The following is a 17192-nucleotide window of genomic DNA, read 5'->3' as shown; positions in this document are numbered from 1 at the left end:
TTATTATAACCAAATACTAGCTGTGCCAAACAAAAAAGGAGTTACTCACGAGGACCGGCTATTGTTTGGATGAAAAAATCCAATTAGACCATTCTTATTACCGTCGTACAGATTATTATGAAAACAGATAAAGTTTGCGTACTACAGGATTAATTTAGAATATCTAAGCTGGTTTCTGTTTGGAGATTTCTACTTAAAAAAAGCTACTGTTTGTAAAAATTGTCTTATATTTCCTTTTAATTTTTACCGTCGGCCACTTTGATTATAGAAATAAGATCCCTGGAAAATATAGATCCTGAAATTTTGTTTTACGCATTTCAGAGAGCTTTTGCCGAATATGAAATGCAATTGGATAAAAGTGAACTCTTGGCCATGCTCAAGAGGCGCGGTTTTAGGCCTGATCTTTCCTTTGGTGCTTTTGATGGTGATGATATCGTATCTTTCACTTTTAACGGGATCGGTGATTTCGATGAGGTTTTAACGGCTTATGATACCGGGACAGGTACTCTTAAAAATTATCAGGGACAAGGACTTGCTACATCGGTATTTAATTATTCGATTCCCTATCTGAAGAAGGCTGGAGTCCATAATTATCTACTGGAAGTACTGCAGCATAATAAAAGTGCCGTATCGGTTTATAAAAAGATCGGCTTTACTATGGTCCGAGAGTTCTTTTATTTTAGGCAAAAGATTGAGGCAATTACTTTATTGGCTAAGAGTTCAAACTTTAATATAAAAACAATAGATATTTTTGAATATCCAGAAATTGAAACTTTCTGGGATTTTAAACCATCCTGGCAAAATAGCATTGACTCAATCCGTAGGTCTTTCGACAATTTTATTAGCACAGGCGTTTTTTCAGAGGATAAGCTGATTGGATATTGTGTTTTTGAGCCAGGATCGGGAGATATTACCCAACTGGCGGTAAGCAAAGAACACAGAAGAAAAGGTGCTGGTAGCCTATTGCTTCAGCATATAATAGAGACTAAGCAAACTGACTCTATAAAAATTATCAATGCAGACATTAGCTGTGAATCTATAACAGCTTTCCTCAAATCCGTGAATATTGAACCAGTTGGAAAACAATACGAAATGGTCAAAAGGCTATGACATATTTCCGTTTCCTTTTTCTTTTCTCATGATCCCATTTCCTTTTTTGTAAAAAAAAGAAAATTAATAGGGATACAAAACTACTTGTTGATTTAAATATCAGGTAACGATACAGATGATTTTTTATTGTCTTTCCTAAAAAAATTAACTTTAATGAGTGCGGATTTGAAACAGGCGACTATTTGCCAAGACTAATTATTTCATTTTCAATATCATGGTAAAGCAGTATTTTCCATTGTTCTTCTTTTGCTCTTTGCTTCCAAATGATCCGTTCTTCCATTGCTTTTTTGCCATTACAATCAGTTTTAAATGCTATTTGATAGTTTAGATATCCCATTTGAGGAAGATTGTCTGCACCATAAAAAGCGGTTTCTCCATCTTCCTTAATCCAGAAAACCTGATGATAAGGGGTATGTCCGCCAGTAACTTCGAAATCAATTTCGGAAGTAATACTTCCTTTATCAGAATCCATCCAGACAATATTGGCATTCTCAACAATGAACTTCAAAACATCCAAATCAAAAGAAGGACTCCCTTCTTTTGAAAGCGCAAAATCATATTCACGCTTTTGCAGATAGACTTCGGCATTTGGAAAATTAAGCGTCCATTCATTTTTCTCTCTATTCACAAGTCCGTCAATGTGATCTTTGTGCAAATGAGAAAGCATAGCTAGCTTGACATCTTTTGGTTGGAAACCTGCTTTTATCATGTTTTTATGAATTTTCGGAATACCGTTTTCCACCCAGCCTAATCCTGCATCTAGTAGTATTAGATTGCCAGCTGTTTCAATAAGAAAAGGCTGCACCGCCATTTTTAAATTTTTATCGTTTTCAGTATCTTCCAGATAGGTGAAATTTTTATTCTTATCTACACTGAAATCACCGTCTTTTAAAGGATATATTTTCATCTGTAATTATTTAATCTCACTTATGCTATTGATTGAGAAAGCGGATTAAACAAAATTAAACATCCCAAAGGCAAAATCCTCATTCTATTGAATTAATTACGGTTTCCGTATAGATATCGACGAAATTTCAGGATGGAATACCCAATTCTTGATGCCACTGATATAATCCTCCGGGGTCGAAGACATTCCCTTTTAAAAAACGTTGCAAAAATTCTGTGAGGGAGGAAGTTAATGCTATTGTAGGGTGTATTGCATTAAATATTTCATATCGGCAATCTCCTAAATACCTTAATCCCCATATATCTGAATAAATCATATATTCTGAAAAATAAAACCAATTATCGCCATAATTGTTTGCGTACTCCATTATTCCAGCAAGTGGTATAATATTGAAAATATCTTCATTACAACCGAAACCATTGCATAGGAGATAGAATCTTCTAAACTCATCCGACAAAGGGAATCCAATTTTTTGCTCAAACGTATCAATCTCCGAGAGCATGGCTCCAGGATAGATATCAATTCCATCTTTCTCGTGCTTTTGTTTTATAGCCGTAATTAATTGTCTCATTGCACTACTACTTATAATTGAACATTTATTTATCAATAATCAACCGTCTCTTTCCCAATTTGATTAGAAAATTTTTCAACGTTTACACTTATATATATGCTTTGAAAAATTCCAAATTTGAAAATAAAAGCACTGCGATTGAATGTAAATATAGCCAGGAATACCCGAGTGATTTTCTAGGCTATCGCTGCATAACTGTCTATTCCATTTTGTTTGAGCAGCTACCATTTATAAGGGACCTCAATTGTGAATAGACCAAAATCCATAGTCTTTGTACGCGATTGATTTAGACACCCCAATAAAGGGGTTACTGCGGTACAGACTTGGATGATGTTTAAAAATTTCATGCTATGGCTTACTAGTTACTGAATTTACAAAACAGTCCTTAAATAGGCAAAATATGTAACTAGTTGGCGCTAATTACATACTCATTTTGTATCTTGATGCAACATGGTTCTTCTTAGCTATAAGAAAAGAGATAGGGGGGAGAAAAAGACTACCTAATTGGAATGGGCCTTGGCTTCCAAAAAAATAATTATTTAATATGGCGAAAGGAGATAAATTATATTTTAAAGCTCTCAAAGAAGCGAGCAAAAATACTGAGATAGGAGATTCAAATGCACTTAAGTTATTACAGAAAGCGATCGACAAGAATAACAGTAAAGCGCAATATGCTTTAGCGACATGGTACCTATATGGAAAAACCGTCAAAAAAGATTATAAAGTAGCCGTAGAGCTGTTGTTAGACTCCTCCGTTCAGAACAATGAACTGGCCTGTTTCGATTTAGCCGTTTGTTATGAGAACGGTTTTGGCGTAAAAAAGAATACAAAAAAAGCTTTCTTATTTTATTCGAAAGCTATTTTACTTGGTGAGAAACAATCTATTTACGAGGTTGGTCGGTGCTATTATTATGGCATTGGGGTTAATAAAAATCTGGAGCTTGCTAGTGTATATTTTGATATAGCTAGGTTGTATGGAATAGAAACGTAACTAGGTTTAAATTAATACCCGAAGGAAATTGTAGACTGGTATTGTCTAGTATTTTTTAATTGTAAAAACCACTACTTGATCTGACTTTGGCTACGCCTAAAAATTGTCAGATATCATTATCGTCCAAATAATTTTGATAAAAATCCTTTTTTAATTGGCTTCTCAATTCCCCAAATTAATTCCGTTTCGTGTCGTTTTGCTTTGTCAATGTTCGGCCCGAATTTGCCCCACGCAAATCCACTCTGAATTTGTTTGTTTCTCAAGTCTGCAATTACAAAATTGTCAGGAAGTGATAGTGCAAAGTTTTTCAAAGTTGTGTCTTTAGATTGTCTTGCATTTTCAAGTTCAATAAATCCATTTCCTTTGCTCCAAATATCCATAACCACTTTTTCGTGAATAATATCAAGGTTTGACTTATTCCCATTTTTTCCAAAATCGTCGATGTGTTCTATAAACTGAGTTAAGTTGTCCGAGTGTTTTACGATTACAGCTGGAGCGTGGCACACATAAAACACGCTTCCCCAACTTCCACTGTTGTCAACATCTAAAATCCAAAAATTTCCGAATCCGTCTCCCGCAAGTTGAACTGAATTAGGAAAAAACTCTTCAAACCCAAATTGAGCTACTCCGTCAAATGTGACTTCTTCAAGTCCGAAAAATTCAAAACCGCTTGCAAATTTTAGTAATTCTCTTATCTCTGGCGGAATTTGTCCTGTCGGCAGTCGTTTGGCTAATTCGTCAATCTGTTGGTTGGTCAAACCTTCTTTTAGTTCTACTTTATATTCGTCGCCATCTTCTGAAATATATTGTTCTGTCAAAATGGATGTTAGTCTTTCTATCGGTGTCATAAATTCAATTTTGTTGTCTCGGTGTGTTTTGTTATGCTTGCAGCTAACTTTTTGCTAATACCTTGTTGGTGGTAGTTTTTTATTTAATCCACTTTTCTATTATTTCAATGAATGGGTTTTGCTGGTCAACAAATGGATAATGCGAGCAATTGTCAATTGTCTTGAAATTCTGTTTTCCAACTATTTTCTTCATATCACTTAATTGCTTTTCTGAAAAGATTTTGTCTTGCAAACCATAAAGTGCAAATAATTTTACATTCTCTTTTTCTAGTTTTTTTAAAATAGATTTGGTGTCAATATTATTTTTGCTTTCATTTTTATAGAACAAAATAGGAGCGTCGTCATTTCGGATATTGCTTTTTCCATATTCACTATTTTCATAATTTTCCCGCAATTGGTTTGCTTCATTTGTCGGAAATGGCATTTTGAAATAGTTATTCATACTTGCAATTTCATAACATTGCTTTCTGTATTCAGCCGAATTTTTAGCTAATCTTTCAATTGCAGAAATTTTGGAAAGCATTAAAGTGTCATTCTTTTTTTTGTAGATTTTTCGTGTCGTTTCCAAAATATGGTTATACGTTTCTTGTTGGGAAAAAAGTGCACCTGCAAGAATTAATGAACTTACTTTTTCAGGATTTTGTTCTGTAAAAAGTGTTCCAACCAAACCACCAAAACTATGAGCTATGATATTTGCTCTTTTTATGTTATATTTTTCGTAAATGCTATTTAAATCACTAATTGCTTCTTGAAAAGTAAATGTTGCAGTTGTGTCGATTGAACGACCTTCACCACGTCTGTCATAAACGATAACATAAAAACCTTTTCCGGCTAAATTTTCTGCAGTTGTTCCCTCGAAGAGTGTCGAGTTTCCTCTTGGTCCGCCGTGAATGAAAATTATTGTCGGATTTTCGCTCTTTCCGTATGCTTTTGAGTAAATCTTTTCCGTTTGAGCTTTTCCAATTATTGATGTTAGCATACAAAAAAGTAGTAAAAATATTTTTGTCATTTTAAGGTGCTATGTTCAGTTATGAATTCAGATAAAATTATCGGCAATGGCGCAACGACTTGGCGAAGTAGTGTAGCCGTATCGAAGATACGAAAGAGGAGCTGTTTTGCCAATACGCTTATTGTAAGTTTATTGGTTTGCCGTCAGTAAAGGCATGTAGGTCAAAATAAATGATTTCGAAAATTTAAAATTCCTGAAACTCATCTTAGTAGAAAAAGACGGCGTTTTATTTTCATTCTCAGTTGTTTCAGATCAGCGGCAAAATCTGGATAACGAAGTGATTAAAAATTTGATCAGTAATTGTTCATTGGAGTAATCGCTATGAATTGAAATATTACGGTGACTTTAGTGGCTTAGCTGGATATTTCGATACCATTGACCCTCCAAATCCGAAAACTGATGACCAATCAATTCGCCTCGGAATCGCATAGTCTCAATGCCTGAAATCTCCAGCTAAACTACGGACTATAATAAATATCAATATTCTGCAACATTCCGCCACAGTACAATATTAAAGTCAGTCAACAGCTGACAAATTTTACCCTCGCTGTCCTTTCCGATGTACGTCGCATAAAAACCATCTCCATACCCCGTGGAGAAAAAGATGGCATTGTGATTTTGAAAGCTGTAATTTAAATAATCCTCGAATTTTTCGGAGAATATAATGTCCCAATTTTTACCGAGCAGCGTATTCAGACTATTCTTAGCTGCCTGATCAACGAAAAGGCCTAGTCCTGCATCTACTCCATATCCATATATTTCTTTGGATTTGAGGGGGATAGAAGTCTCTCCAGGTAATAACGCAAACTCCCATTTCTGGATGGGCTTATCTGAAAATTTTACGCGTGCAAATGCGACCCTTCGATCCTTATTGGCATTAATATTGGCCATTGCCAATTCGACTGGAAACTCACCAACAGGAAAATTTTCACTAAAAGCTGCCGCATCCCTTAAGGTAACGGGATCAGTTGCGATAATCTGGCCTGATGATACCTTTAGATTTCCTAAAGCTATCTTATCAAAAGTTATTTCCGTACCGAATTGCGCTATTTTTGTGGCCTTCGCGAAACTTCCCTCAAATATCTGTGGGAATGTGAGCGATGTATCCTTAATGGTTATTTTCGGTATGGTATCCGTCAGGTCAAATTTGGCTGTTTGTACAATGACATCGTTAGTATTACTTGGAACTTTGTTTCTTGAAATGTATAAAAATAGCACAACGGCCATCAGACATATTGTTATTGTTATTTTGTGCATGGGAAATAATTTTCTTTATTTAGTTCATATCTCTATAGGATGAGCCACCTCCTGAAAAAACTTTCTGAGCATTTCATATGTGCTGCAATCAGCGACAACCTGATTGGAGCTATCTATTGCCATTGCTTCACAACTTAAACAGATATTCAGTGCTGATACAATTTCGCCCAAACTATTATAGAATACGATAGCATCCCTGTAAATGGGGGCACACATCCAATTGGACACGTCAGTTGTTTTCGTAAGTAAAATATTCTTTAGTAGACCGACTACCTTATTATCATACTGAAAAGTATTGATTCTTTGACTCGAAAAATGAAACTGCCCTGTATCATCAATTAAATACTGTGTTACACCCAATAGCTTGTCCAATTCGCTCAGTCGAATTTCTTCGGTTTCGGTCAGATTGTTTCGTTTCTCCTTTCTCACTTTTAACCCATTACGTTCTGGTTTTAGCATTTGGATCACCGTATTGTATTCCTCTCCGCGCTGGAGGGAATAGGTCTCAACCTGGTCAAATGCAAAACTCTGTATATAATGAGAAGATGTGATTGAATTCGTGATACTTTTCATCTTTGAAAGTGAACGGTTATTTCTCTAAATCCTAACGATAAAAGTATAAAAAATAGATTGTAGTAGCTAATAAGAATCTTAATTTAAAAAATCGCTAAGAAATTTTCTTTCTTACTTTTGGTGCTATCCAAGATCATAATTCTTAGCGTTTTTTTAACTTATTTTCTCATTTAAAAAGATATCGAGCTTATCAGTCATTTGCAATCAAATTTGTAGGGTCACTTTTTAGATTGGTGGAAAAATTTAGCTCGTACCATCTAAGAGCTCAAAAGTAATCCCGCCAGCATGATGCTTTCTTAATTGGTCGATTAACGGAATACAAGACGCATCATAAGCAATATGAGTTAGGTTGTTGTAAGTTAATAGCTCAATTAGAAGGTTTGGAATATCAATAATATAAGCATTTTTAAGAACCAGTGTTTTTAAGTTTTTTATCCTTAGGTTAGTCAAACCAATTAAATCAAAATGATCCAAATACAACAAACTTATATTTTCAAGGTCATTTATCCATAACGGGATATCATATGGACTATTTTCTTTTACCTTTCTACTGCTATAATCACCTGTTAGAAATAGTTTTTCAAGCTGGTCAAGGTGTATTACATGTTCATTTGGCAAGGTATTTCTATCAAACCGAGTTGTTGTGTATAAAGCAAAAGGAACATTACAAATTCCTAATAAGATCGTTTCCCCCTGAAAAAATAGTACTGATCCATTTTTTTCATCACCCCAATTGACATGGAGCATACCACTTCCTTTAATGATACTTCTTCCTTCATTGTTGTCTTTTTCCATGATGACTAAATGTGGGACCCTACAACTACCAGGTCACAGTTTAACTTTTCCTGCAATTCAACTATAAATTCAGGTTTCAATTCAGGCCAGTTCCAAAATGTAAATCCAAGATTACTGAATCCCCACTGTGGTTCGAAAACATATTGATGGATGTCACTTTCAGTGCCGCATATCGGACACAACAAGTTATCGGTAAAACCCTGGTACCAGGGATCCAGATCCCATTCATTGTCTGCAATATTTTCAGTACAATTGGGGCATACTATACGATCGATACCATTTTGTCCGGTATTAAATATAGTACGCTCAGTTGTTATTTCCAGACCATTTATATCAAGTTGGTATGGAAGGAAATGAGGCTCTAATACAATGTATTGAGCACCGTCAGAAAATGCATATCCAAGGTTGGCCAGTGTGCATTCCGATAATTCAGCTTTGACGATATCTTTCGAAACTAACCACTTTAAAATATCATCTACAGCAATTTCAGCAAAAGCGTACCTGGACACGCTAGGCACAAGCGAAATAGTATAGTCACTCATAGTCTAAAAATAAAGAATAATGGGAATATTGTTCCAATGGTTTCATACAAATTTTTGCGAAATAACTGGATCTGTTCCAGTATTCGAAAAGCGTAGTAGGGATTAAGCAATGGATTTTGATCAATTCAAATTCAATTGGCGTCAGGAAATACTTTTCAGCAGACTTGGTGAAAACCCGAACTGCTTCTTAAAGGCGAATGAAAAATGGGAAAGGTTTTCAAATCCTACCTCATAGCAAACTTCCAAAGGCTTTTTTTTCTTTTCTGTTAGTTGATAATAGGCAAGCTCCAAACGTTTATAAGTTAACCATCGTTGCGGGGTCATGGTAAATGCTTTTTTGAAATCCCGTTTAAATGTTGTGAGACTTCTGCCAGTGAGGTAACCAAACTTTTCCAGTGGAAGATTGAACATAAAATTCTTCTCCATATAATCGACTAGGTTGATCTTTCCGGGTTCTTCAAAATTAGCAAGTAATTGATCGATCCTTTTATCCAGGGTTCTGAGAATGCTGATGGCTTCGGTAATTTTAATCGCAGCAATATCCTCAGGGATATCTTTCATGTCAAAATAAGGGATAAGCGAAGCTAGGCAGCTTTCCAGGAGAGGATGATTATTGAAACAAAAAATCTTCGGTGAATTTTGTGGTTGGGGATCTATGGTCTTACCAGCATAAAAATTTTTTAATGTTTCTAATGATAAATGCATGACTACCGTTTTGTGAGGTTCGCCATCTTTAGGGTAATTAATTATTGTAGCCAATTGGTTTCTGGGAATTAAAAAGATATCCCCCTTTCTAAATAGATAGGTGGTATCAGCCTGTACAATCTTGGTTTCTCCGGAAAGAAACCAGACCAACATATGTTGGTCAAACATAATGTCCGATTTAAAAAATTGGTCTTCGTAGCTGGAAAGCTTTATATCTTCGGTGATGTATCGGGCTTGGTATTCCATGATTTTTGCTTTTTTATGAAAGAAATCAATAAGGTAAAGATAAGAAATAACATAATTTACTTTGTTTAAAAGTTCATTGTTGAAAATAGAGAGGCAGGAGGGCCATCTTGCCTCTCTTTTATGCTTGAAATTAATTCTAGATAGATTGTCCGCCATCCACCAGAAAGTTGGCTCTGGTCAGGAAACCTGCATTTTCGCTTGTTAAATAGTGGATCATATAAGCGCCGTTTTCTTTTAGCTTTTTAGCGGCAGCATAGCCAATACCGCTATTACCACCGGTAATTACCGCTACTTTATCTTTTAAATTTTTTAAAATACGTAACACAATAAGTTAAATAGCACATTTAATGAGTAGATTTAAATGGATTTATGGATTGAAACGGATACCTGTCATCTCTTCGGTGAGTTTCCAAAGTCTTTTGGCATTGGTTTCATCCAGTGAATAGGGATGTACCCCTTTTTGGGCGGTAATATCTGATGAGACTACTGCGATATCTCCGTCTTCACAATAAACGCCGCCGATATGATCAAGCTTAGGGCTTGTTGCGCACCATACCGTTGTGGCAGCTCCTTGTGGGATCGTTTTTAGTGATGCAGCAACTTGGGGTAGCATATTACCGTCTGCATCCACAAACCCCATTTTTTGGAATAGCTCCAATGGGGCTTCTCTGCCCAATTCTGTTCCACCGATAGAACCGGGATGAACCGCATAACTTCTGATATGAGCAGATTGTCCTCGTGCGTCCAATTCCATTGAAAAAAGATTGACTGCAGTCTTGGATTGTCCATAGCCCTGTAATGTTTCATATTCTCTGTGCAGGAAATTAGGATCATCAAAATTAAATGGTGCGAAATAGTGGCCATGAGAGGAAACATTAACCACTCGCGCTCCGTTGGCTTTTTTAAGGGAAAGCCACAATCGGGAGGTGAGCTGAAACAAGGCTAAATAGTTGGTAGCGAGTTGTGATTCTATACCCCGTTCATCTCTACGTAAAGGGACCCACATAATACCTGCATTGTTAATGAGTAAATGTAAAGGTCTTCCTGAAGCGACAAAATTTTCTGCGAAAGTATTAATGGAGGCGGGAGACATTAGATCCATTGCTGCAATTTCAATATTGGATATTCCTTCCAGATTTTTCTTTGCTTTGTCGATATCACGTGCAGCGACAATTACGGTAGCTCCGGCTGCGGCGAGTATTCTTGTGGTTTCCAGTCCAATCCCTGTGTTGCCGCCTGTTACGAGAGCTGTTTTCCCGGTAAGATCGATGTTTTGAATTACATCATTAGCTGTTGATTTTGCATTGAAGCCCGAACCAATAGGTTGTTGTTGAGCTCCCTGATAATTATTCTTTTCCATTTTGGATACATTTAATTGTTATTACTGAGACAAAATTAGGGAGGATCAATGTGTTCTGTTTTGTTCAAAAGGCCTAATTAACTTTGTTCAAAAGGGCAGGGGATCTTGATCATATAAGCAGAAAAAAGGCAGGATCTTCAAAATCCTGCCTTCTATTTCGATGTTTTTGGGCAAGTGTTACATTACTCCCAAGCCATGAATCCTCATAAGCAAAATACATCAGTTTTAATGATTAGAAAGTTGAGGATCCATAATCGTATATACATTCCTGATTATAGCAAGCCACATTTCAACGACTTCAGGAGTGGCCCCGTCAGCTTTATCAAAAAAGAGATGCTCTTTGATCTGAAAACCGCAGTAGGTATAGATACCTTTATCAGATGTCAGTAATAATGCTTTATCCATACCGATAGAGGTATATTCTTCGTTGGATTTTCCGTGGGTATTGAGAATTATAGCCTGTTTTCCGGCTAATAATCCTTTTTGTATTCCCTGATCATAACGATAGGCAAACCCGTAGCTGAATACTCTGTCGATATACCCTTTCATAATGGCCGGCATGCCGGTCCACCAAATTGGATAGATAAAGGTGACCACATCTGCCCAGGAAATATACTCCTGTTCTCGTCTGATAAGTTCATTAACGTAACCTTTTCGTTGTCCGTCCATATCTTCCAGAGATAATACCGGGTCAAATCCCAGTTGATACAGGTCTCTGGTAATTACTTTATGCTCCTGTTGTTGCAGAACGTTTTCAATAGATTGTTCAAATTGAGCATTCAGACTTTCCTGATTGGGGTGGGCGTAAATAATAAGATGTTTCATACTGTTACTTTTAATTGATTGAACAGTACAAAAGTAAAATAGGGAACACCTCAAAAATTGTAAGAAAACGAAACGGGTTATTCATCAGCCCGACAAATATCCTGCTGGAATTTTAAGTAATTCTTAGGCGAAAGATTAATGAAATGTTTAAAGTCGTGAATAAGCTGGCTTTGATCATAATAACCACATTGATCGATGATTTCAAACCAGTTGATCTTTTCTTTAGAAAAATCTGTCTTCTGAATCAATTCAATGGCTTTAACAAAACGATGGTATCGATTCACTTCCTTCGCACTGAAGCCAAAGTGCCTTTTATGGATCAATTGGATGTTTCTTTCACTTTGTCTAGCTTCTTCAGCAATGGATTTAATGGAGTCCATCGTATCCGATCTGAAATTGGCCAATAGCGTAGAGGTGGCATTCTGCTGACTGAGATAGGGTTTGCAGAAATTAAGAATATGGTCTACCTTTTCTTCTGTGGAGGCAATACGATCTAATTGAAACCATAAACGGGTAAAACAATTTTCTTCCATAGCTTCATCTGGGTGAATAGGCAAATGATCAGATAGAAATGCTTTGCCAAAAAAACGATAAAATGCATCAGCCTTGAAATTAGCAACTAGGATAATGGAATCGGGGGGAAGGCTGTATTCAAATGCTGATTTAATAGGGCCCAAAACGATACATTTGTCAACTTCAATTTTTGTTTTTTGCTTGGAAACCAAAAATGCCCGAGCTCCGAAATTAAAAACCATAATGGTTTGAAAAGAAGGGAGAAGGGTTTTGGTTATGGTATGTTCAGACTTGTTTTCAGCATAATAGAAATGAGAGAACACTGTTTCAAACTCTTTAGGAGCAGAAATTCTGAAACTACGATATGTTTCTTCCTTTGGTTTCATTTATACCTACCAATGTAAGAAAAATCTATGTTTTTGACCCTCATAGTTTGGATTATTTAAAAGCTCTTTATTCCTTTATAACCCTCCCAGTATTTTTCCTGACAAAGGGAGACAAAGCCCGAAACTCCACTTTTGACTGTCTGAACAATGCATTCTTATTTGTCCTTCACAACGGCTTAATAATGATAAAAATCGACAAAAAATTGAGACAGAAAGGCTACTAAAATTTTTGCTTTTAATGTATTTTTCTATAATTGTAAAACTTTAAACGATATCTCAAAATATTTGAGAAAACATCAGATAACCAATGAAGATTTTAAAGCCAGCTGTTCCATTTTGTTACTTCCGCGCATCAAAGTTTTTATCTACCACGTGGAGGCTCTATAAATCAAAAATACTTCAGATTATGAAAAAGATGCTCTTTATTTTAGTCATGCTAATATCCACAGCGGTTATTTTTAATGCGAAGGCACAAACAAAGAACAACAGCAATTACGATTTTTTTGATACTGTTGTAAACAACCACAATCAAATCTTTCCGGCTTCAGGTATCCCCTCAGCAATCGAAATGGTGCTAAAGTATTGCAAAGTGCTGGATTTTAATTTTTATGACTTGCAAATTAAATGGCAAAACAAAGCAGATGGTTCTTTCCGCGACTTTGATAAAAAGGAATTATACGGAATTACTTTTTCCCAGAAATTTAATTTGCCGCGGGATGAAAGTTTTCCCATGGATAGTCTTTTTCAAGCGATAGAAAATGAATTGAAATCTGGGAAAAAGGTAATTATCGCACTTCAGGTGGAAATAGGTTGGTCCATTTTTGTCGTCTATAAACAAACTCCGGATGGCGAATTTGTTTCTTACAGCAAGCACGGTAGCCATACAACGATATTTCGAAATACAAAAGAAATTGTGAAAAAGTCTAAGGGTACAGAAATCATGACGTACAGCATTGTACCTCATTTGTAGTGAAGTATTATCTTATCTTACAATCAAAAGTAATTTAAATTATGAAAAAGGTTCTCTTAAGTATAATTGTGTTCATGTCCACATCTTTTGTTTTTCATTCGAAGGCTCAAACACAAAAAGACGATAATCTTGAGTTTTTTGATACCGTCATAAATAACCACAATCAACTCTTTCAAATGTCCTGCATTCCATCTGCTGTCGAAATGATCCTAAAGTATTATAAAGTGGTGGATTTTGATTTTTACGGCTTACAAAAGGAATGGCAAAACAAAGCAGATGGTTCTTTCCGAGATTTTGACAATAAAGAATTATACGGTATTACTTTTTCTCAAAAATTTGTTTTACCCCGAGATTCTAGCTTTCCTGTGGACAGCCTTTTTCAAACGATAGAAAATGAATTGAAGTCTGGGAAAAAGGTTATTATCTCACTTCCAGCAGACGGTGGCTGGCATATGTTTGTTATATGCAAACAAACTCCTGATGGAGACTTTGTATCATATAGCAAACTTGGAAGTCATACATTAATACTTAGAAATACAAAGGAGATTGTGAAAAAGTCTAATGGTACGGAAATCATGACCTATCGCACTCCTCCTGGTATGTAGCCATTGCGAAAAAGCCCTTTTAAGAATAGTTCCCTATCATTTTGCCAAACTGTTATTTGATCCCAATAAGTCTGGAAAAAATCTACAGGATTCTGACCAGTTAAAATCAAATTTAAAGTTCATATCCAATAAACTATTTAGTTCATCAGCAAGTTGGATTTTTACTAGCTCCTTTAATTTTGGTCCCATGGCACTTGAAAGATCATATTTATTGCAATTATCTTCCATAGATTCCTAATTTACATGTTGAAAGTACCTCTTTTCAATTTAAAGACCGAGTACCCGATCAAGGGAAATATGGCTGAGAGAATAATATAAATGCATGTGACTTGGAATTGCCGACTTATATTCAATAGGAGCGGGATTTCCTTGAAGAGACCAGCTATTAAAACATCATATGCTATGTAATAGGCCTCAAGAATCACCCATAAAATGGTGATATCTATATTATTATTAAACTGATAATTTCCCGTAATGAGTATACATGATATAAGTATTATCAAGCCAGTCAATGCTGGCCGGAATATGGAGAATATCTTTTTATTTCTTTCCGCTTGTAGGTATCCTGCATAAATAAGTCCTGCAACTTGCAATCCAAAAATAATCAGGTTAAAATTTAGATTCTTCGTAATATCTCTCAGCCAATCATTGTCTGCTAATACTACATAAAATGTCAAAACCATAAAACTGAGATGTACAAATAGGGGAGCGTTAATTCTCTTCATTATCCATTTTACGTTTGTGGAATCTCAATGTTTTTATCGCTTTAAGAAGATCTTGTTCTGTTTGCGCTTTCAGGTTTGAACCGTGAAGATTAAATCGGACTTTTGAAGAGTTTCCCCATAGGCTGCCGATGTACACTCCAGTCATTCCTTTCCCGGATATTCTCGGAAATACGATTTTCGCTCTTCTATTATCGATCGTATCCCAGGACACATTTTGTTTTCTGTATAGATCGGCATCAATATTCATTGACATGATATCGTTAACAACAACAAAATCCGAGGAGTCCAAGTTATTTTCCTCTATCATCTCTCGCGTGATAACCTGAATATTTGGTTCTGTCAAACTATTTGAATACAAACCCAGATCAAAGTAGAGCGTATCCGTATTGCCAACAGCAATTGCGCCCACATAACTGTCGGTTCCATTTTGTTTGACCTGCTGCCATTTATAAGGAACTTCAAGCGTAAATAGACCAAAATCCATTGTCTTTGTGCGAGAAGGATCCTTACACCCGGCAAAAAGGATAGTAAGGGCAGAGATCTGGAATAGTTTTATGAACTGTTTCATGCTATGGCTTATGCGTTGAATTTACAAAATTAGGCTGGACTATCAATCTATGGCTAATATTTTTTATTATTAAATCGCAAACGGGGGAGTCGAAGTGCCCATTTAATTATTAGCTTCGTGCAATATGATTTTCTTTTTAGATATAGACGGTGTCATGGTACATGCCAATCCACATAGGCAAGTAGCGCAGGCAACCGATGGCTTTTATGTATTCAGTAGAGCAGCTGTTGAAACATTTAATACTATATTCATTGCAGAGGAAGATCAGGTGATCCTTTCTAGCTCGCACCGTTCTAGATATACAATAGCAGAATGGAAAAAGATATTTCGTGATAGAGATATTCGAATAGATTCATTTACGCTGTTGGAAGATGTTGTGGCGAAAGTCAACCATCGCTATACGCGTAAGGATGAAATATTGGGTCAGATTGTGCGTCAAGGCCTGCAAACTGAAGAAATAGTCATTATTGACGATGACAAATCCTTAAATGAATTGCCACAAGCATTAAAATCAAGGTTAGTGTTGACATCTCCTTATAGCGGATTGACAGAAAAGAATCTGCACATTTTGAAGAATATCCTTAACAGATAACTTTCTTTCCAATTGTCCTCTTTTTTATCCTATTGAAGTAGCCCGGTTTCTTGAGAGATTTCTCTCCTTTATCGGTTGAATGTTCACCGACCGTAATCGTGATCTCTGAAGGAAGTGCGTGAATAATTTTGGCATAGGCTTTTTCGCCACCAAGGAATTCGATTATTGCTGGCATCGCATTGTAACCAATTCCCGGCTGAATAAGAACTCAGCTATGCCGCCATAATGAATCTCGGTACCATGAAAAATAATACCATTCAGCAATAAAATTGTTTAAATCTGTAAAATACGCTACCCAGTGGATTTCGTTATTTTTTTTGCGTTTGTTGTAGGTTGAATACCGTCCCGGCTGGGTCAGTAATCCAATGCATATTTTCCGGTAATTCTTCAATTTCATCACAGGTTTCCTCCCCATTGGATAGTAAATATGCTGTCGCCATTTCTACGCCAGGAACCGTAAGCTGTAACCAAGTTTCAGAATGTGTGTAATTGTCCACACAGTAAAGCCATATAATATTATTGCCAAATTTTACTTCACATGTCCTCGACACAGTTGGGGTGTTAATCGGCTTTTCCTCCACGTTAAACTTTAAAACATCCCTATAAAAAACGACTGTCTTTTCATATTTGCTTTTGGGAATTTTTAGGGCAATATTAATTCCTACCTCAAATTTTGTGTTCATATTTTGTGACTTTAGGTCCTATACAAAGTAATCAAAATGCTAAATCAATACTCTTATCTTATGGCAAGATTTGCATATTTATACTGAACATTATCATTTTATTCTTTTTTAGTCGAAATGGCTTTTTATCGTTCCTTTTTTATAAATTTAAAAGGTAATAAAAGGCTGTTGCTTAGGTTATTGAAAGATTGAAGGGTTGTGATCCGCCGCTATCGCTAATACGCGGCCCGTTGGCTGTAATTTTAAACCAAAGCTCAACCAAAATAAATAATATCTTCACAATTTAAATCTAAAAAACTATGGGACATTATTATAATTACGTCAATGTGATTTCTTTAACAGAAAGAGAGTTTAGTGATAAATCAACCAAAGAAGTTGATTTAAAGAATCTAGAAAATTTACTAAATCCAA

General features: G+C 35.9%; 23 protein-coding genes. 5 read left to right on the top strand and 18 right to left on the bottom strand.

Translation table 11 applies throughout. The features are described from left to right. Positions 1-303: 303 nt before the first annotated feature. Entirely contained in the window at positions 304-1110 is an 807-nt protein-coding gene (locus ACHWSC_RS16240) for a GNAT family N-acetyltransferase (protein ID WP_394677450.1), read from the top strand. A gap of 178 nt (positions 1111-1288) precedes the next feature. Here the strand turns inward: ACHWSC_RS16240 and ACHWSC_RS16235 are convergent, their stop codons facing one another. Next, positions 1289-2017, bottom strand: a complete 729-nt coding sequence (locus ACHWSC_RS16235) for an MBL fold metallo-hydrolase (protein WP_394677449.1) — start codon at positions 2015-2017, stop codon at positions 1289-1291. 127 nt (positions 2018-2144) lie between these two features. Further along, positions 2145-2588 (bottom strand): SMI1/KNR4 family protein, encoded by a 444-nt coding sequence (locus tag ACHWSC_RS16230; RefSeq protein ID WP_394677448.1) that lies wholly within the window; start codon positions 2586-2588, stop codon positions 2145-2147. Positions 2589-3132: 544 nt separating this feature from the next. On the opposite strand from ACHWSC_RS16230, the gene ACHWSC_RS16225 reads away from it, so the two are divergent. Continuing rightward, positions 3133-3579 (top strand): tetratricopeptide repeat protein, encoded by a 447-nt coding sequence (locus ACHWSC_RS16225; protein WP_120332861.1) that lies wholly within the window; start codon positions 3133-3135, stop codon positions 3577-3579. 116 nt (positions 3580-3695) lie between these two features. Here the strand turns inward: ACHWSC_RS16225 and ACHWSC_RS16220 are convergent, their stop codons facing one another. The 11 genes from ACHWSC_RS16220 to ACHWSC_RS16170 form a co-directional block, all read right to left on the bottom strand. Then, positions 3696-4427 (bottom strand): SMI1/KNR4 family protein, encoded by a 732-nt coding sequence (locus ACHWSC_RS16220; RefSeq protein ID WP_201667951.1) that lies wholly within the window; start codon positions 4425-4427, stop codon positions 3696-3698. Between the two features lie 79 nt (positions 4428-4506). Further along, the gene (locus ACHWSC_RS16215; protein WP_236582823.1) at positions 4507-5406 is read right to left on the bottom strand and encodes an alpha/beta hydrolase; all 900 of its coding nucleotides are present in this window, start codon (positions 5404-5406) and stop codon (positions 4507-4509) included. A gap of 507 nt (positions 5407-5913) precedes the next feature. Further along, positions 5914-6693, bottom strand: a complete 780-nt coding sequence (locus tag ACHWSC_RS16210) for a DUF4241 domain-containing protein (RefSeq protein WP_394677447.1) — start codon at positions 6691-6693, stop codon at positions 5914-5916. 24 nt (positions 6694-6717) lie between these two features. Then, entirely contained in the window at positions 6718-7266 is a 549-nt protein-coding gene (locus ACHWSC_RS16205; RefSeq protein ID WP_394677446.1) for a hypothetical protein, read from the bottom strand. A gap of 243 nt (positions 7267-7509) precedes the next feature. Beyond that, positions 7510-8061, bottom strand: coding sequence for a hypothetical protein (locus ACHWSC_RS16200; protein ID WP_394677445.1), 552 nt, complete (start codon positions 8059-8061; stop codon positions 7510-7512). 5 nt (positions 8062-8066) lie between these two features. After that, positions 8067-8603 carry a hypothetical protein gene (locus ACHWSC_RS16195; protein ID WP_394677444.1) on the bottom strand — a complete coding sequence of 179 codons (537 nt, stop codon included), beginning with the start codon at positions 8601-8603 and terminating at the stop codon, positions 8067-8069. Positions 8604-8744: 141 nt separating this feature from the next. Continuing rightward, a complete protein-coding gene (locus ACHWSC_RS16190; RefSeq protein WP_394677443.1) occupies positions 8745-9554 on the bottom strand; it encodes a helix-turn-helix domain-containing protein in 810 nt (269 codons plus the stop codon). 136 nt (positions 9555-9690) lie between these two features. Beyond that, entirely contained in the window at positions 9691-9879 is a 189-nt protein-coding gene (locus tag ACHWSC_RS16185) for an SDR family NAD(P)-dependent oxidoreductase (RefSeq protein ID WP_394677442.1), read from the bottom strand. 42 nt (positions 9880-9921) lie between these two features. Further along, positions 9922-10914 (bottom strand): SDR family NAD(P)-dependent oxidoreductase, encoded by a 993-nt coding sequence (locus ACHWSC_RS16180; RefSeq protein WP_394677441.1) that lies wholly within the window; start codon positions 10912-10914, stop codon positions 9922-9924. A 225-nt stretch (positions 10915-11139) separates the two neighbouring features. Next, on the bottom strand, positions 11140-11739 hold the full coding sequence (locus ACHWSC_RS16175; RefSeq protein WP_394677440.1) for an NAD(P)H-dependent oxidoreductase: 600 nt from the start codon (positions 11737-11739) through the stop codon (positions 11140-11142). Positions 11740-11816: 77 nt separating this feature from the next. Beyond that, on the bottom strand, positions 11817-12638 hold the full coding sequence (locus ACHWSC_RS16170) for a helix-turn-helix domain-containing protein (protein WP_394677439.1): 822 nt from the start codon (positions 12636-12638) through the stop codon (positions 11817-11819). 406 nt (positions 12639-13044) lie between these two features. Between ACHWSC_RS16170 and ACHWSC_RS16165 the strand changes: the two genes are divergently transcribed. Together ACHWSC_RS16165 and ACHWSC_RS16160 are read left to right on the top strand one after the other, a co-directional pair. After that, positions 13045-13608 carry a hypothetical protein gene (locus ACHWSC_RS16165; protein ID WP_394677438.1) on the top strand — a complete coding sequence of 188 codons (564 nt, stop codon included), beginning with the start codon at positions 13045-13047 and terminating at the stop codon, positions 13606-13608. A 41-nt stretch (positions 13609-13649) separates the two neighbouring features. Then, positions 13650-14213, top strand: coding sequence for a hypothetical protein (locus ACHWSC_RS16160; RefSeq protein ID WP_147420843.1), 564 nt, complete (start codon positions 13650-13652; stop codon positions 14211-14213). A gap of 36 nt (positions 14214-14249) precedes the next feature. Here the strand turns inward: ACHWSC_RS16160 and ACHWSC_RS16155 are convergent, their stop codons facing one another. Genes ACHWSC_RS16155 through ACHWSC_RS16145 form a run of 3 tightly spaced genes read right to left on the bottom strand, consistent with a single transcriptional unit; the run spans position 14250 to position 15506 of the window. Then, positions 14250-14441: a hypothetical protein gene (locus ACHWSC_RS16155; RefSeq protein WP_394677437.1), complete on the bottom strand. Its 192-nt coding sequence runs from the start codon at positions 14439-14441 to the stop codon at positions 14250-14252. An 11-nt stretch (positions 14442-14452) separates the two neighbouring features. After that, positions 14453-14938: a hypothetical protein gene (locus ACHWSC_RS16150; protein WP_394677436.1), complete on the bottom strand. Its 486-nt coding sequence runs from the start codon at positions 14936-14938 to the stop codon at positions 14453-14455. Then, the gene (locus ACHWSC_RS16145; protein ID WP_394677435.1) at positions 14925-15506 is read right to left on the bottom strand and encodes a hypothetical protein; all 582 of its coding nucleotides are present in this window, start codon (positions 15504-15506) and stop codon (positions 14925-14927) included. The genes ACHWSC_RS16150 and ACHWSC_RS16145 overlap by 14 nt, the downstream gene beginning before the upstream one ends. A gap of 124 nt (positions 15507-15630) precedes the next feature. On the opposite strand from ACHWSC_RS16145, the gene ACHWSC_RS16140 reads away from it, so the two are divergent. After that, positions 15631-16098: an HAD domain-containing protein gene (locus ACHWSC_RS16140; RefSeq protein ID WP_394677434.1), complete on the top strand. Its 468-nt coding sequence runs from the start codon at positions 15631-15633 to the stop codon at positions 16096-16098. On the opposite strand, the gene ACHWSC_RS16135 is transcribed toward ACHWSC_RS16140, so the two are convergent. After that, positions 16088-16273 (bottom strand): hypothetical protein, encoded by a 186-nt coding sequence (locus ACHWSC_RS16135; protein ID WP_394677433.1) that lies wholly within the window; start codon positions 16271-16273, stop codon positions 16088-16090. The two genes, ACHWSC_RS16140 and ACHWSC_RS16135, sit on opposite strands and share 11 nt — an antisense overlap. A gap of 133 nt (positions 16274-16406) precedes the next feature. After that, positions 16407-16781 carry a hypothetical protein gene (locus ACHWSC_RS16130; RefSeq protein WP_394677432.1) on the bottom strand — a complete coding sequence of 125 codons (375 nt, stop codon included), beginning with the start codon at positions 16779-16781 and terminating at the stop codon, positions 16407-16409. Between the last annotated feature and the right edge of the window lie 411 nt (positions 16782-17192).

It is taken from the genome of uncultured Sphingobacterium sp. (assembly GCF_964277905.1).
GTDB classification, from domain to species: domain Bacteria; phylum Bacteroidota; class Bacteroidia; order Sphingobacteriales; family Sphingobacteriaceae; genus Sphingobacterium; species Sphingobacterium siyangense.
This window is presented reverse-complemented; position numbering and strand designations above follow the sequence as displayed.